This window comes from Bradyrhizobium sp. 35 (assembly GCF_023073215.1).
Taxonomy (GTDB): domain Bacteria; phylum Pseudomonadota; class Alphaproteobacteria; order Rhizobiales; family Xanthobacteraceae; genus Bradyrhizobium; species Bradyrhizobium canariense_D.
On sequence record NZ_JADPJC010000160.1, the window covers coordinates 408,204 to 421,637 of the forward strand.

The window sequence follows — 13,434 nt, forward strand, 5'->3', positions numbered from 1 at the left end:
GGCCGCGTGAATGTTGCGGCGGCACACGCATCGCGATGCACAAGGGCCGTGATTTCCCGGGCTAATCAGGGTCGATCCACCTGTGTATGCTCTTGTTTTTGCCACGCGTGCAAACGGGCGTCATGACAGAGTTGAGTGAGCGGACCAAAGCGAACATGGACGTCGTCCTGGAGGAGACGTGCCGCCAACTGCCTCACGGCGGCGATCACGACAGCCGCAGGTTCATCGCCGAGCGGCTGATCGAGGCGGCGCGGTCCGGTCACTCCACGCTCGGCGAGCTCGGCATCATCGCACGGCACGCACTGGCGGAGCTTGCCGCCAAGCGGAGCTAGGCGCAGCCGCGGCGCTTGCTTCGCGGCGGGCCACGGACATAACCTGCCCAAAATCCTTCCGCGCGTCGAGATGCTCCGAAGATGCGGTCCGTGTTCGCGCTTTTTGCGACGTCACTCGTCCTCTGTTGCGCCGGCTCGGTCGTGGCCCAGCCGGTCGGCCAGTTTCCATTTGCGCTGACGCGCGAAGGACAGATGCTTGGCGCCGTCGAAGGCGAGGTGGCCTCGTTCAAGGGGCTGGCCTATGTGGCCGCGCCGCTCGGACCGCTGCGCTGGCGTCCGCCGCAGGCTGCACCCGAGAGTTCGGAGATGCGCACCGCCTATGCCTATGGCGCGCCGTGTCTTCAGCCCTCGCTGCCGGGATCGAGCGAGGATTGCCTCACGCTGAACGTGTTTCGTCCGTTCGGGGTCGACGGCCCGCTACCGGTGATGATGTTCATCCACGACGGCGCTTTCGTCAGCGGCACCGCGAATGATCCGCTGTTCGACGGTGCCAGGCTCGCGCAAGCCGGCCTCATCGTGGTGACCGTGAATTTTCGCCTCGGCGCGTTCGGCTGGCTCAGCGATCCCGCGCTGTCGGAAGGCGGCTCCGGCAATTTCGGCCTGATGGACCAGATCGCGGCGCTGCATTGGGTGCACGACAACATCGCGGCCTTCGGCGGTGATCCCACCAACGTCACCTTGTTCGGCAGTGGCGCAGGCGCAACGTCGATCGCGCTGCTGATGCTGTCGGAGCAATCGCGCGATCTCTTCCAGAAAGCCATTCTGCAATCGATCCCCGGCCGTGCGCGCCTGCGTTCGGCACAAGAGGCCGAAATTGTGGGGCGGCAATTCGTGGCGGTGCTGGGGCGACAGGCCGATTTACGTACAGCCGAACCGCAACGCCTGCTTGCCGTCGAAAAACATTTCCTGGAAAAATCGCCGCGCAGCTTCGCGCCGACGATCGATGGGAGTCTGGTGAGCGAGGAGGTCGCCGCGGGCTTCGCAGCTGGACATGAGAGCCGCATCCCCTTGATCATCGGCTCGAACGACGACGAGACCGGTTTCGACGGCGAGCTGGATATCCGGGAAGAGCTGGCATCGTCAGGCACCACCAGCGATGAGCTGCGCAGGCTCTATCCCGATCTCGCCAGACCTTCGGACCGCGCGGCAAGGTTCTACACCGACAGGGTCTTCTCCGAGCCAGTGAGACTGCTGGCGCGCCTGCATGCCGCCAGCGGTGCGCCGACCTTTCGCTATCGCTTCACCTATGTGCCGGAGGCACGGCGCGCAAACCCCGAGGGCGGTCACGGGCGGGAATTGCAGTTCATCTTCGGCGTCGAAGGCATGCCCGGTGCAGGCATCTTGTCAGGAGCCGATCGCGAGGTCGCAAATCGCATGCGCGCCTACTGGATCAATTTCGCCAGGAGCGGCGATCCCAACGGTGCGGACCTGCCGCATTGGGATTCGGCCGCAGGCAGCGATCGCCTGCTGCTGATCGCGAACGATGGCATCGCGAGCGGAGACGACCCCTGGTCGGAGCGTCTGGACCGGTTCGCGCATTAGAGGGATGAGTTGGACTTAAGCCGCGAGCTCGACGCGCGGCGCCGGGCTTAGCCGGTCTTCCTCCAGATAATCCATCGCGCCGTCTTTCTCGACGGCGTAGAACTGCTGGCCTTCCTTCGACTTGTAGGCGGCGCGAACGACGCCGCGGCGGCCCTTGTCACTGTTGACGACATCCCCCAACGCAAACTTCTTCATTTCACGTCCCTGGCTGCTGGCCGACTCCTTCGGCTACGCCCGGGATTCTGGGCAGCAAATCGTTAACGTCTTGCTAACCATACGGGTTTGCCTATGCTCGCGGCCGATCGCGCGGGCAACTCGCACGCGCATGTTGCCAACGAAACGAGCCTTCGCCCATGGTGCGATTTCCCACCTTCTTCCTGTCGCATGGCGGCGGTCCGTGGCCGTTCATGGAAGACAGGCGGGTGCAATACGCGAAAACCGCCGAGGCGTTCGGCCGGCTGCCACAGCTCTTGCCGGAGAGGCCCAAGGCCGTGCTCGTCATATCAGGACATTGGGAGGCTGACGCCTTCACCGTGTCGACTTCCGCGCATCCGCCGATGGTGTACGATTATCACGGTTTCCCCGAGCACACCTATCACCTCAAATACCCGGCGCCGGGGCGGCCCGAGCTCGCCGCGGAGGTAAAGGCGCTGCTCACGCGCGCGGGTGTTGATTGCCGGGAGGATCCCAACCAGGGGTTCGATCACGGCACCTTCGTGCCGCTCGGGCTGATGTATCCGAACGCCGACATGCCGATCGTGCTGCTGTCGCTGAGATCGAGTTACGATCCGGCCGAGCACATCAGGATGGGGCAGGCGATTGCCTCCCTACGCGACGAAGGCATTCTGATCGTCGGCAGCGGACTCACCTATCACAACATGCGCGGGTTCGGCCGTGCCGAATCGAAGCCGGTCTCGTATGATTTCGAGGCTTACCTGAACGAGGCGATCAGCCACAAGGACGCGGCGCGGCGCAACGCGATGCTGGTTGACTGGGAGAACGCGCCGAGTGCGCGCCTGGCCCATCCGCGCGAAGATCATCTGCTGCCGCTGATGGTGGCCGCCGGCGCCGCCGTCAGCGACACGGGCAAGCGCGTCTTCGTCGACGAGGTCGCGAATGTCGCGATGGCGTCGTATGTGTTTGGCGGGTGATCTTCTCCTCTTCCCGCAAGCGAGGAGAGGTGAAGAAGAGTGGCTCACCCGTATTTCAGCTTCATGAACAGGATGCCGCCGGCGAGCACCATGGTGATGGCGTTCGCGGCGACGAGGGGCGCATCGCCCGACAGCAGGCCATAGACGAGCCAGAGCGCCAGCCCAAGCACCATGACCAGGAACATGCCGAGCGAAATATCGCCGGTGGAGCGGGTCTTCCACACTTTGATGGCTTGCGGCGCGTAGGCCACGGTGGTGCAGGTCGCGGCGGCAAAGCCGATCAGCTTGATCAAGAACGGGTCCATGGCGGCTCTATAGCATTGATTCGAGGATGGTCGCGCCTCAGGCGCGCGCGGTCATGAGGCCGCGATAGAGCGCGGCATAGTCACCGGCGCGGTTGCGCCAGGACACGTCGGTCGCAAGGCCGCTCAGTTGCAGCCGGCGCCAGGTCAGCTTGTCGTGGAAGGCGATGTTGGCCTTGCGCAGCGTGCCGGCGAGGGCATCCGCGGTGACGGGTGCGAACTTGAAGCCGGTGGCATCGCGGCCTGATTTATCGGCCTCGCCGATATCGACGATGGTATCCTCGAGGCCGCCGACCCGCGAGACGATGGGCACGGCGCCGTAGCGCAACGCGCAGAGCTGGGTCAGGCCGCATGGCTCGAACCGCGAGGGCACGATGAGCGCGTCCGAGCCGGCCTGGATCAGATGCGCCATGATCTCGTCGTAGCCGATCACGACCCCGATCCGGCCAGGGTTCGCGCGCGCTACGGCCTGATAGCGATCCTGGAGATCGCGATCGCCGCTGCCGAGCAAAGCGAGCTGCATGCCTTCGCGCAAAATGGTCGGAATGGCTTCGAGCAGGAGATCGAGCCCCTTCTGCCACGACAGGCGGCTGATGACGCCGAGCAATGGCGCTTCGTCCGAGGAATCCAGATTGAACTGTTGCTGAAGCACCGCCTTGTTCGCGGCCCGGAACGTGAGGTCCTCCGCGCCGAAGCGGTAGGCGATGTGCGGATCTTCTTGCGGATTCCAAACGGATACATCGATGCCGTTGAGGATTCCGCTCAGCGCGTTCGCGCGGGCGCGAAGCAGGCCGCCGAACCCCATGCCGCCCTCGTCGGTCTGGATCTCCTGCGCATAGGTCGGCGAGACCGTGGTGATGCGATCGGCGAATTGCAGGCCGGCCTTCAAGAAACTGATGCCGCCGAAATATTCGAGGTCGTTGACGCCGTAGGCGCGCCACGGCAGGCCAATCGAACCAATCAGCTCGGGCACGAACTTGCCCTGATAGGCCATGTTGTGGATGGTCATCACGGTGGCCGGCCGCGGCCGATTGTCATAGTGCAGATAGGCCGGCGCGAGCCCGGCCTGCCAGTCATGGGCATGCACCACGTCGGGCACGAAGGCGGGAACGAGGCCGTGGCCGATATCGGCCGCGATGCGCGAGAGCGCGGCGAACCGCACGCCATTGTCCGGCCAGTCGACGCCTTCGGGCGTCACGTAGGGGTTGCCAGGCCGTGCGTAGAGATGCGGCACGTCGAGCACGAACAGATCGAGGCCGTCATGCGAGCCGGCGAGCAGACGTCCGGGTCCGCCGAAATAATCCGGCCAGCGCCGGATTTCGTCGGCTCCCCCCAGCACCCGCATCACGTCAGGATAGCCTGGCATCAAGGTGCGCATCTCGACGCCATGCGCCTTGAGCGCAATCGGCAGCGCGCCCGCGACATCGGCGAGACCGCCAGTCTTGACGATGGGATAGACTTCAGAGGCGACCGCGAGGACGCGAACAGGCGTCATGTATTGAGCCTGTCGAGCATCGGCTGGGTGATGAGCGAAATGCCCTGCTCGGTGGTGCGGAAGCGTCTTGCGTCCAGCTCGGGATCTTCGCCGACGACGAGCCCTTCCGGGATCTCGACGCCGCGATCGATCACGACGTTCTTCAGGCGCGCGCCGCGGCCGACATTGACATAGGGCATGATCACGGCGTTCTCGACATTGGCGTAGGAGTTGACGCGCACGCCGGTGAACAGCAGTGAGCGCCGCAGCGAGGCGCCGGAAATGATGCAGCCGCCCGAGACCAGCGAGCTCACGGCCTGGCCGCGCCGGCTCTCCTCGTCGTGGACGAATTTTGCCGGTGGTGTGATCTCGGAATAGGACCAGATCGGCCAGGCGCTGTCGAACAAATCGAGCTCGGGCACTACGTCGGTGAGGTCGATATTGGCGGCCCAATAGGCGTCGACCGTGCCGACGTCGCGCCAATAGGCGCGGGGGTCGCTGCCCGAGCGAACGCAGGAGGTCGAATACTGGTGCGCCATGGCGCGGCCGTTCTTGACGAGGTAGGGGATGATGTCCTTGCCGAAATCGTGGTTGGAATTCGGATCCTCGGCGTCGCGCTTGAGCTCTTCGAACAGGAATTTTGCGTCGAACACGTAGATGCCCATGCTGGCGAGCGAAACGTCCGGCTTGCCCGGCATCGGCGGCGGATCTTTCGGCTTTTCCAGGAACTCTTTGATCCAGCCGTTCTCGTCGATATGCATGATGCCGAAGCCGGAAGATTCCTGGCGCGGCATCTCCAGGCAGCCGACGGTGACGTCGGCGCCGCTGTCGACGTGCTGGCGCAGCATCACCTCGTAATCCATTTTATAGATATGGTCGCCGGCGAGAACGACGATGAAGCGGCAGGCGTGGGATTCGATGATGTCGATGTTCTGGTAGACTGCATCGGCCGTGCCGACATACCACATGTTTTCGGAGACGCGCTGGCTCGCCGGGAGGATGTCGAAGCTCTCGTTGCGCTCGGGGCGGAAGAAGTTCCAGCCCATCTGAAGGTGCCGGATCAGGCTGTGCGCCTTGTACTGGGTGGCGACGGCGATGCGGCGGATGCCCGAGTTCACCGCGTTCGACAGCGCGAAATCGATGATGCGGGATTTTCCGCCGAAATAGACCGCAGGCTTGGCGCGACGGTCGGTCAGCTCCAGCAGCCGGCTGCCGCGTCCGCCGGCCAGGACAAACGCCAGCGCCTGACGGGCAAGCGGCTCGGGTCTCGCGGCACTCATGTCATCCTCCCACAACTCTTGCGCTCGCGAGAAGCCTCCCGGCCGCGCTCATTTGGAACCGATAGTAACGGCACGAATAGTAAATCGGGAAGGTGGTTGTTGGTTGCGAATGCGCCGGAAGCTTAATGCTTTGCCGCCGTGATCGGGCCCCAGGCACCGTCCTGCCGGTGTCACTCGCGGCAAGGTTGTCGAGCCCGTCAGGTACCGGTTGATCAGAATGGAGGCATGCGTCTTGTGCGGTGCACGCAAAACTCGAGGCTTTGACCTCGCGCCAGGATGCCCGATGATGGCGCTGCGATCCATGTCCAAGCCAAACGTCAGAAAGGAGTAAGACGATGAGGGTCTGGAAAACGGCAGTCGCCGGTTCGCTCGCCGCCGCGGTCATGGCGGGGGGGATTCAGCAGGCGGCGGCGGCTCCGCTGCCCACCAATGTCGCAACCATGAAGGCCGCCGTCGGCGACGATGTCACGCAGGTGCACTGGCGCGGCCGAGGTTTTGGATGGGGTCTCGGCGGCCTTGCCGCTGGCGCGATCATCGCAGGTGCCATCGCCAGCAGCGCGCCCTATGGCTATGGCTACTATGGCGGCGGGCCCTATTATGGCGGCTACGGATACCCGGGCTACGGCTATGGTTATGCGCCGGCCTATTACGGCTATGGTCCGGCCTATGCTTATCCGCGCTACTATCGGCCTTACCGCCCGTATTTCGGCCCTCGTTACGGCTACTACCGGCCGTATTACCGGCACTATCACCGCGCGTATTGGTGATCGATCAAACGGGCGGACCCGCTCGCCGCAGGGCGACGACGCTGAAGAGGTTTGAGGGCCGCTGAATGCAAGCGGCCCGATCGGCTTGCGCGCGCTGAACCCGGTGATGCGGCACGACGAGCCGGCCATGCCCGCCCACGACAATCCCGATGCAGATCGCGACGATGATCGCGATCTCGATGCACCATTCGAGCGGTCCCGAGCTCATGGCAGCGCGATGGCGTTGGCGAGATCGAACTCGGACAGGCCCGGGCCGCCGCACGCAAGGTAGATGGCGACGAGGAAGATGCGGCTGAGGACGGTGAGGCCCAATATGACCCTGATGTCGTAATGGCGAATGGCAAAAGCGAGAGGCGAGATCGCCAGATGTTTTAGAATGCTCATGGCCAACTCCTTGCCAAAATTCAGGCATCGACTGCCTGCCGACTGAAATGACAGCGTGATGAAAAGGCCGTCCGACGCCTTGCCGGCGTCTCTGAAATGGACAGGCCAATGCTAGTGCCGGCGCAGGGCGCAGGTCTTTATCGCGTCCTTACATTTGGCTGAGCTTTCCCTTAAGATGAGCGAGCATCCGGGGGTCTGAGCCGTGCGTAGAGACGCGCTTGCCTTTGGTGAATTCCGCCTCGACCGTGCCAACGCGCTGTTGTGGCGAGGCGGGGAGCGGATCGCGCTGGCGCCGAAGCCGTTCGAGGTTCTTTGCTATCTCGTCGGTCGGCCCGGTGAGCTCGTCACCAAGGAAGAGTTGCTCGACGCGGTCTGGTCCGATCTGCACGTCAGCGAGTCGAGCCTCGCCGTTGCCGTGAACGCGCTACGCTCGGTGCTCGGCGACGACAGGCAGTCCCCCAATTACATCGAGACGGTCACGCGGCGCGGCTATCGTTTCATTGCGCCGGTCGCGACCGCCGACTTGCCTGCGATCGAGCGGGCGCCCGAAGAAGAGACCGCTTCCGTCACGGAGCAGGTCGTCGATCGACGCCGGCACTGGAGAGTCGGGCGCACCGGGGCACTCGACACGCTGGAGAAGGCATTGCAACTCGCTCGCACCGGACAGCGTCAGGTCGTCTTCATCACCGGCGAGGCCGGGATCGGCAAGACCACCCTCTTGCAAATGACGCTCGACAGGATGAACCAGCAGGGACTGGGCGTGCTGCATTGTAGCTGCAACGAGTTGTTCGGCACCCATGAGGCCTTTCTTCCGCTGATCGGAGCGCTGAACGAGTGCTGCCGTCGCACCGATGGAGCATCGCTGCTGACGTCCATCCGCGAGCACGCGCCGACCTGGCTCGCGCAGATGCCCGGTTTCCTCGGCGAAGCAGAGCGGGCCACATTCCAGCATGAGGTCTTTGGCGCAACGCGGGAGCGCATGCTGCGCGAATTTTCCGATCTCATGGAACATCTCGCTGTCACGCGACCATGGGTGATCATCCTGGAAGATCTGCATTGGAGCGACTTTGCCACCGTGGATGTGCTCTCCCGGCTGGCGCGGCGGGATCGGAGGGCTTCTATCCTCGTGCTCGCCACCTACCGGCCGATGGAAGTCGCCGTCGGCGGACATCCTATCCGTGCCGTTCATCAGGACTTGCGGATTCACGGACACGCCACCGAGCTCGCGCTCGATCGACTGACCGGCACCGACGTCGAACGCTATCTGTCCCTGCGCTTCAACTCGGCCGATTTTGCCAGAGAGCTGGTCGAGCGCATCTTCGCGCGAACCGGCGGGCATCCTCTGTTCGTGTCGTCTCTGCTCGATCATCTCGTGGCGCAGGGTGCACTGGTCGAGCACGAATTGGGCTGGCGGCTGGTCAGCGAAGACGCGGCCTCGCATGACAGCATGCCGCGCGATCTGGAAGGAATGATCAAGCAGCAGATCGATCACCTCACCGAAGACGAGCGCTGCCTGCTCGAGGTCGCCAGTGCGGCGGGAGCGGAGTTTTCCGCGCTCCATATCGCCGGTGCGCTGGACCGTCCCGTGCTGGATGTCGAGCAGATGTGCGAGGACCTGGCACGGACCGATCGCATTATCGTCGGGGCCGGCATGACCGAGTGGCCGAACGGAAGCGTCTCCGGTCGCTATGCGTTCCAGCACGCGCTTTACCAGGAGATCCTCTACCAGCGGCTCGCACCAGCGCGCTGCGCGAAAACCCATGCGCTGCTTGGGGCGGGGCTCGAGCAGGGCTATGGGCCGCAGGCTGCGGAGATCGCCGCCGTTGTCGCGCGCCATTTCGAACTGGGCCGTGATTTCCCGAAAGCGATGCATTATCTGGGCGCGGCGGCCGAGGGCTCGGCGCGAAGGTTCAGCACGCGCGAGGCCGCCAATTACCTGTCCCGCGCCTTGGAGCTGGTGCCGCATCTGCCGCCGGAATTTCGGGTGACGACACGTCTGAAGTTGCTGCTTCAGCGCGCCTGGGCCTGGCGGGCCAGTGGAGATTTCCTGAATTCCCTGCAGGATCTCAGCGCTATCGTGGCGCACGCGGCGGAGAACGGGCACGTGCGCGAAGAGGTGAACGCGCTGGTCGATCTCAGCAGATTCTGTCTTTACGTCGATCGGCGCCAGAGCCTGCCTGTTGCGGAACAGGCCCTTATCAAAAGCAGGGCGATCGACGACGCCGCATTCAGCGCTCTGGTCCAGGGCAACGTTGCCAATCTGAAGCTGATGCTCCGCGGCTGGGATCGTGAGAATGCGGACCTTGCCGAGCGTGCGTCAGCACTGATCACCGGAGAGCAGGATCTGAGCATGCGGCTGCGACGCTGCTCGATGGAAATGGTGCTGGAGTTTCTGCGCGCGAATTATCCGGCCTGCTGCGATGCGACGACCAGGGGAAAGGAGCTCGCCCGCCTGGTCGGTGACGTCTATCTGTTCGTGCTTTATGAATCGGTCGAGGCGTTTGCCCAGATTTATCTCGGCGAATGGGGCCAGGCGCAACGAAACCTCGTCTCCGCGTTGGCTATCTCGGAGCGGAATGCAAATCCGCAGGCCGTCGCGCTGTGTCATCTCGCGATCGGATGGCTGTACTCCGAGGCGGAGGAATATGGCAGCGCGTCACGGCGTGCGGAGGATGCGCTCGGCCCGATGATCGAGGCCAATCCGTTCACCTTCTTCGTTGGCAGGAATCTGCTGGCGCGAGCTTATGTCAGGATGGGCGACCTGGCTCGGGCGCGGCAGCATCTCGATGCGATGGAGCGGCGAATGGAGGTCGACCGGGTGCCGATGGAGTCGCTGGTCATCCCCCATTATCTGCTGACTTGCTGCGACTATTGGATCGCGATCGGCGATCTGGACCGTGCCCAGGGCTCGGCCAGCCAGTTTCACGAGGTGACGAGCGCGGCACCTGACCGGCCGTTTCTCGCGCTGTGCTACGAGGCCATGGCGAGAATTGCGATGCTGAAGCACGATGCGCAACTCGCCGGCGGGCATCTGTCGGCGGCCATGTCGATCCTCCGCCATGCCAGGTTGCCGCATGCCACCTGGCGGGTTTACCGCACGACCGCGGGGCTCTATGAGAGCCTCGGACAAGCGCAAAGGGCTGCCAAGTGGCGGGACCGCTCCTGCCAGGTGATCGCATCGCTGGCAGAGACGCTTGATCCCAATGATCCGCTGCGCTCGGCATCCTTTTTCGACGCAGGCCGGGACACCGGGCCCGATATTGCGGGACGCTGATCGGCTCAATCCGGCAGGTCCGCGATCTCTCGCGGTTCGCCGGGCCGTTGCTTGACCTTGAATTGATTTTGCTGCTGCCGCAGCGTGCGGGAGGCACGGTAGGCATCCCTGCGCAATCGCATGATCGAGCCGAGCGGCTGATGCGCGGCGAGACATCGCCATGGATCGAACGAAAGCACCTCGTCGGAATAGACGCGACGCGCGGGGCTGTCGGCGGTCTGGCGCGGAAGCGTGATCTTGCCGAGTGCTTGCGGCGGCGCGACGTCTTCAGGCCAGTCGATCGAGGCATCTTCGATCGGTGTTCGCTCGAGGTCGGTGCAGAGCTGGGCGAATAATTCGTACTCGGCCGCATTATCCTTGAAGAAGGCAACGACGCTGTTCAGCACGGCATCATCGGCATCGTGGCAGGGTCGGCCGGTGAGTTGGCGAACCGACGCCGACATCGGCATCAGGCGAAGCCTTGCGATATAATCGCCAAACCGCAATGCACCCTCGGTGTGAAAGGTCTCTCCGAGGATGTTGCTGCCGGCATCACCGAGCGCTTTCAAGACGATCGGGATCGGAATGCCTGTTCTGTCCGATGCGGCGACCAGGGCGCGCGCCAAAAAGCCTATGGGTCCGTACGCCAGATCAGGCAGGAACAGGGTGTGCTCGACCTTGTGCTGTGCGCGCATATAGGCCATCGCATCCGCGAAATAGCTGGGGTGATTGACGAGCAGGAGATCCTGGTTCGTCGAATCGTCGTCGCCGAGCGCCTTAGCCCCCGTCACACCCAAAACCTTGATGGCAAACCCTCGCGGCGAACGTACACGATCGCTCCTGTTGAATGCGGTGGAGAGGCGGACGATGATCGGGAAGTGGCCAGCCTGCTTGAACAGGCCTTGGCGCAGATGATCCGGCAAATTGTCGTAGACGATCAGCTCGCCCCGGAGATAGCCGGCGCCCTTGGCGTGCTGCTGCCGGGTCCCATGCTTGTTTTTGCGAAAAGTGCGATCACTCGTTCGCGAAATCGAAGCAACGATCTCCTCGACCGCCGCCGCTTCCTCCGGCAGGATGTGTTCGACGGACGGATCGTAACGAAGATACTGATCGGCTGACATGGCGCTGATCTCCAGCCCGAAGGTCGCCTTCCCATTGCAAGCGTCGACGGCCGCAGGGCGGATCACTGTAAGCCCGTCCAGTCGGGATCGGCAACCCGAGAGCGAGTTGTGATTGCCTGGACAAGCCGCGGGATGAGGCATTCTGTTACCGACGCGATCACACGGTCGATGCTAGGCCAGCGGCGTCTCGTAAGTCCTTATGGGTTCCTTATGTTGTCCTGATTTTTTCCTTAAGGCCGGGCCGGCGAGCGGGGGTCCTGGCTGGCGTCTAAAGCGACAGCCACACGATCAGGCTCATGCAGGCCAAATGCGCGAGTAGGATCGCGGCGAGATGCAGCGGGCCAGCGTTGAGACGGAGCCCGCGCATCCCGCCGCCTCCGCCTAGTTCGATCCCGCGGCCGCAGCGGTGAAGCTGCGGTCGACGGCTTTGCTGACGTCGAGCTTCTTCGGCAGGATGCCGTAGCGCGTCGAGCGGTCGGAGGCTTCCTGCACCTCCTTCACGACGTTCTCGTCGATCGGAATCGGGCTGGTGCGCTGCGCGGTGTAGGCCGAGAGCAGCACATCCTCCGGCAGCTTGGTCAACTCGGCCGTGCTCTTGGCGTACTCGCCGAGATGATCCAGCGACCACAGCCGCGCCTTGTTCAGCCGCTGCACGAGGTCCTGCACCGCTGCGCGCTTGGTGGCGATGGCGTTGTCGGAAGCGACGATGAAGGTGATGGTCGGCGTCAGGCCCTCGCCATTGGCGATGACGCGGGCCTTGTCCTTGAGCGTCGCGAACGAGACGTAGGGCTCCCACACCGCCCAGGCGTCGATCGAGCCCGCAACCAGCGCGATCTTGGCGTCGACCGGGCCGAGCGGCGCGAAGGTCGCGTCCTCCAGCCTGATCTGCGCCTTCTCCAGCGTGGCGTCGATCAGAAACTGGCCCCAGCCGCTGCGCGTGCCGGCGAGGCGTTTTCCCTTGAGGTCGGCGGCCGATTTGATCGGGGAATCCTGGCGCACGAGGATGGCTTGTGTCTTGGCATCCGACCTTGTGCCGCCGATCGCCTTGATCGGCGCGCCGGCCGCGTAGACGGAAAGGAACGAAAGGTCGCCGGTATAGCCGACGTCGAGCGCGCCGGCGTTGAGCGCCTCCAGGATTGGAGCTGCCGCGGGGAATTCCGACCACTCGATCTTGTAAGGCAGATCCTTCGCGTAGCCCGAGATCTCGAGCAGCGAACGATTGCCGCCCTTCTGGTCGCCGACCCGCAGCACGACGGCATCGGCTGCGAACGACGCCGCGGCCGTCGACAGGGTGATGGCGGCGGCAAGCAGCGATGCAGCGAGCCGGCGCGCGATGGAATGATCGAGGGAGTTGATGCTCATGTGGCCTGTCTTGTTGCTTTGCCCACGACGCGTGAGCGAACGATGCATCGAGACGATCAAGTCTATGGCCGCATGATGCGCGGTCAATGAAATGGCTAACCGTATTGCGCGCGCGATCGGCAAGGACGTTTCAGCGAGGCGCCGATTTCGAGAACGTGCGGTATGCGCCACTGATGCTGCGCAAAAATGAAGCAGGAGAGGGAGTAGCCCCGTGCTCCGTCAATCGATCCATCGGCGGAAATCCTTTCGTCGTCCTCGCACGCACCGGTGGAGAGAATGACTTCGCTTCGTGCCACATTCGAAATTCCATTTCATTGACGATACGGCGAACGCGCCGCATGATTTGCGCATCGCATCAAGGCACCGAGCAGGCGCCGGCGAAAAGATTTTCTCTCGACGCAGGTCCGCACGGAACAGGCGCAACGCAAGCTGTTGTGCCGATGGCGGAGCCGTGCCAGCGCAGGAG

The 13,434-nt window shown here is 63.7% G+C and carries 12 protein-coding genes; 5 read left to right on the forward strand and 7 right to left on the reverse strand.

What is annotated here, in order from left to right; all coding sequences use genetic code 11:
• Positions 1 to 86: 86 nt before the first annotated feature.
• Together IVB36_RS37775 and IVB36_RS37780 are read left to right on the forward strand one after the other, a co-directional pair.
• The gene (locus IVB36_RS37775; RefSeq protein ID WP_018457468.1) at positions 87 to 332 is read left to right on the forward strand and encodes a hypothetical protein; all 246 of its coding nucleotides are present in this window, start codon (positions 87 to 89) and stop codon (positions 330 to 332) included.
• A gap of 81 nt (positions 333 to 413) precedes the next feature.
• Positions 414 to 1,874 carry a carboxylesterase family protein gene (locus IVB36_RS37780; RefSeq protein ID WP_018457469.1) on the forward strand — a complete coding sequence of 487 codons (1,461 nt, stop codon included), beginning with the start codon at positions 414 to 416 and terminating at the stop codon, positions 1,872 to 1,874.
• Between the two features lie 15 nt (positions 1,875 to 1,889).
• Here the strand turns inward: IVB36_RS37780 and IVB36_RS37785 are convergent, their stop codons facing one another.
• On the reverse strand, positions 1,890 to 2,069 hold the full coding sequence (locus IVB36_RS37785) for a hypothetical protein (RefSeq protein ID WP_007601069.1): 180 nt from the start codon (positions 2,067 to 2,069) through the stop codon (positions 1,890 to 1,892).
• Between the two features lie 158 nt (positions 2,070 to 2,227).
• Between IVB36_RS37785 and IVB36_RS37790 the strand changes: the two genes are divergently transcribed.
• The gene (locus IVB36_RS37790; RefSeq protein ID WP_247294809.1) at positions 2,228 to 3,025 is read left to right on the forward strand and encodes a class III extradiol ring-cleavage dioxygenase; all 798 of its coding nucleotides are present in this window, start codon (positions 2,228 to 2,230) and stop codon (positions 3,023 to 3,025) included.
• Between the two features lie 44 nt (positions 3,026 to 3,069).
• Here IVB36_RS37790 and IVB36_RS37795 read toward each other — a convergent pair whose 3' ends face one another.
• The 3 genes from IVB36_RS37795 to glgC are packed head-to-tail and all read right to left on the reverse strand — an operon-like array spanning position 3,070 to position 6,081.
• Entirely contained in the window at positions 3,070 to 3,330 is a 261-nt protein-coding gene (locus IVB36_RS37795) for a SemiSWEET transporter (RefSeq protein WP_018457471.1), read from the reverse strand.
• Between the two features lie 37 nt (positions 3,331 to 3,367).
• Entirely contained in the window at positions 3,368 to 4,822 is a 1,455-nt protein-coding gene (gene glgA, locus IVB36_RS37800; protein WP_018457472.1) for a glycogen synthase GlgA, read from the reverse strand.
• Positions 4,819 to 6,081, reverse strand: a complete 1,263-nt coding sequence (gene glgC / locus IVB36_RS37805) for a glucose-1-phosphate adenylyltransferase (protein ID WP_007613273.1) — start codon at positions 6,079 to 6,081, stop codon at positions 4,819 to 4,821. The genes glgA and glgC overlap by 4 nt, the downstream gene beginning before the upstream one ends.
• Positions 6,082 to 6,416: 335 nt before the next feature.
• Between glgC and IVB36_RS37810 the strand changes: the two genes are divergently transcribed.
• Positions 6,417 to 6,848, forward strand: coding sequence for a hypothetical protein (locus IVB36_RS37810; protein ID WP_018457473.1), 432 nt, complete (start codon positions 6,417 to 6,419; stop codon positions 6,846 to 6,848).
• A 204-nt stretch (positions 6,849 to 7,052) separates the two neighbouring features.
• On the opposite strand, the gene IVB36_RS37815 is transcribed toward IVB36_RS37810, so the two are convergent.
• Positions 7,053 to 7,232 carry a hypothetical protein gene (locus IVB36_RS37815; protein ID WP_018457475.1) on the reverse strand — a complete coding sequence of 60 codons (180 nt, stop codon included), beginning with the start codon at positions 7,230 to 7,232 and terminating at the stop codon, positions 7,053 to 7,055.
• Between the two features lie 202 nt (positions 7,233 to 7,434).
• Between IVB36_RS37815 and IVB36_RS37820 the strand changes: the two genes are divergently transcribed.
• Positions 7,435 to 10,506 carry an AAA family ATPase gene (locus IVB36_RS37820; RefSeq protein WP_247294805.1) on the forward strand — a complete coding sequence of 1,024 codons (3,072 nt, stop codon included), beginning with the start codon at positions 7,435 to 7,437 and terminating at the stop codon, positions 10,504 to 10,506.
• A gap of 5 nt (positions 10,507 to 10,511) precedes the next feature.
• On the opposite strand, the gene IVB36_RS37825 is transcribed toward IVB36_RS37820, so the two are convergent.
• Both IVB36_RS37825 and IVB36_RS37830 read right to left on the reverse strand, forming a co-directional pair.
• Positions 10,512 to 11,606 carry a catalase family protein gene (locus IVB36_RS37825; RefSeq protein ID WP_026233377.1) on the reverse strand — a complete coding sequence of 365 codons (1,095 nt, stop codon included), beginning with the start codon at positions 11,604 to 11,606 and terminating at the stop codon, positions 10,512 to 10,514.
• A 381-nt stretch (positions 11,607 to 11,987) separates the two neighbouring features.
• The gene (locus IVB36_RS37830; RefSeq protein ID WP_026233378.1) at positions 11,988 to 12,968 is read right to left on the reverse strand and encodes an ABC transporter substrate-binding protein; all 981 of its coding nucleotides are present in this window, start codon (positions 12,966 to 12,968) and stop codon (positions 11,988 to 11,990) included.
• Positions 12,969 to 13,434: the final 466 nt, after the last annotated feature.

Excerpts from the sequence above, each read along its gene's own strand:
- IVB36_RS37815 (WP_018457475.1), bottom strand. The coding sequence starts at position 7,232 with ATGAGCATTCTAAAACATCTGGCGATCTCGCCTCTCGCTTTTGCCATT.
- IVB36_RS37790 (WP_247294809.1), top strand. The coding sequence starts at position 2,228 with ATGGTGCGATTTCCCACCTTCTTCCTGTCGCATGGCGGCGGTCCGTGG.
- glgC (WP_007613273.1), bottom strand. The coding sequence starts at position 6,081 with ATGAGTGCCGCGAGACCCGAGCCGCTTGCCCGTCAGGCGCTGGCGTTT.
- IVB36_RS37795 (WP_018457471.1), bottom strand. The coding sequence starts at position 3,330 with ATGGACCCGTTCTTGATCAAGCTGATCGGCTTTGCCGCCGCGACCTGC.
- IVB36_RS37785 (WP_007601069.1), bottom strand. The coding sequence starts at position 2,069 with ATGAAGAAGTTTGCGTTGGGGGATGTCGTCAACAGTGACAAGGGCCGC.
- IVB36_RS37825 (WP_026233377.1), bottom strand. The coding sequence starts at position 11,606 with ATGTCAGCCGATCAGTATCTTCGTTACGATCCGTCCGTCGAACACATC.
- IVB36_RS37775 (WP_018457468.1), top strand. The coding sequence starts at position 87 with ATGCTCTTGTTTTTGCCACGCGTGCAAACGGGCGTCATGACAGAGTTG.
- glgA (WP_018457472.1), bottom strand. The coding sequence starts at position 4,822 with ATGACGCCTGTTCGCGTCCTCGCGGTCGCCTCTGAAGTCTATCCCATC.
- IVB36_RS37830 (WP_026233378.1), bottom strand. The coding sequence starts at position 12,968 with ATGAGCATCAACTCCCTCGATCATTCCATCGCGCGCCGGCTCGCTGCA.
- IVB36_RS37810 (WP_018457473.1), top strand. The coding sequence starts at position 6,417 with ATGAGGGTCTGGAAAACGGCAGTCGCCGGTTCGCTCGCCGCCGCGGTC.
- IVB36_RS37780 (WP_018457469.1), top strand. The coding sequence starts at position 414 with ATGCGGTCCGTGTTCGCGCTTTTTGCGACGTCACTCGTCCTCTGTTGC.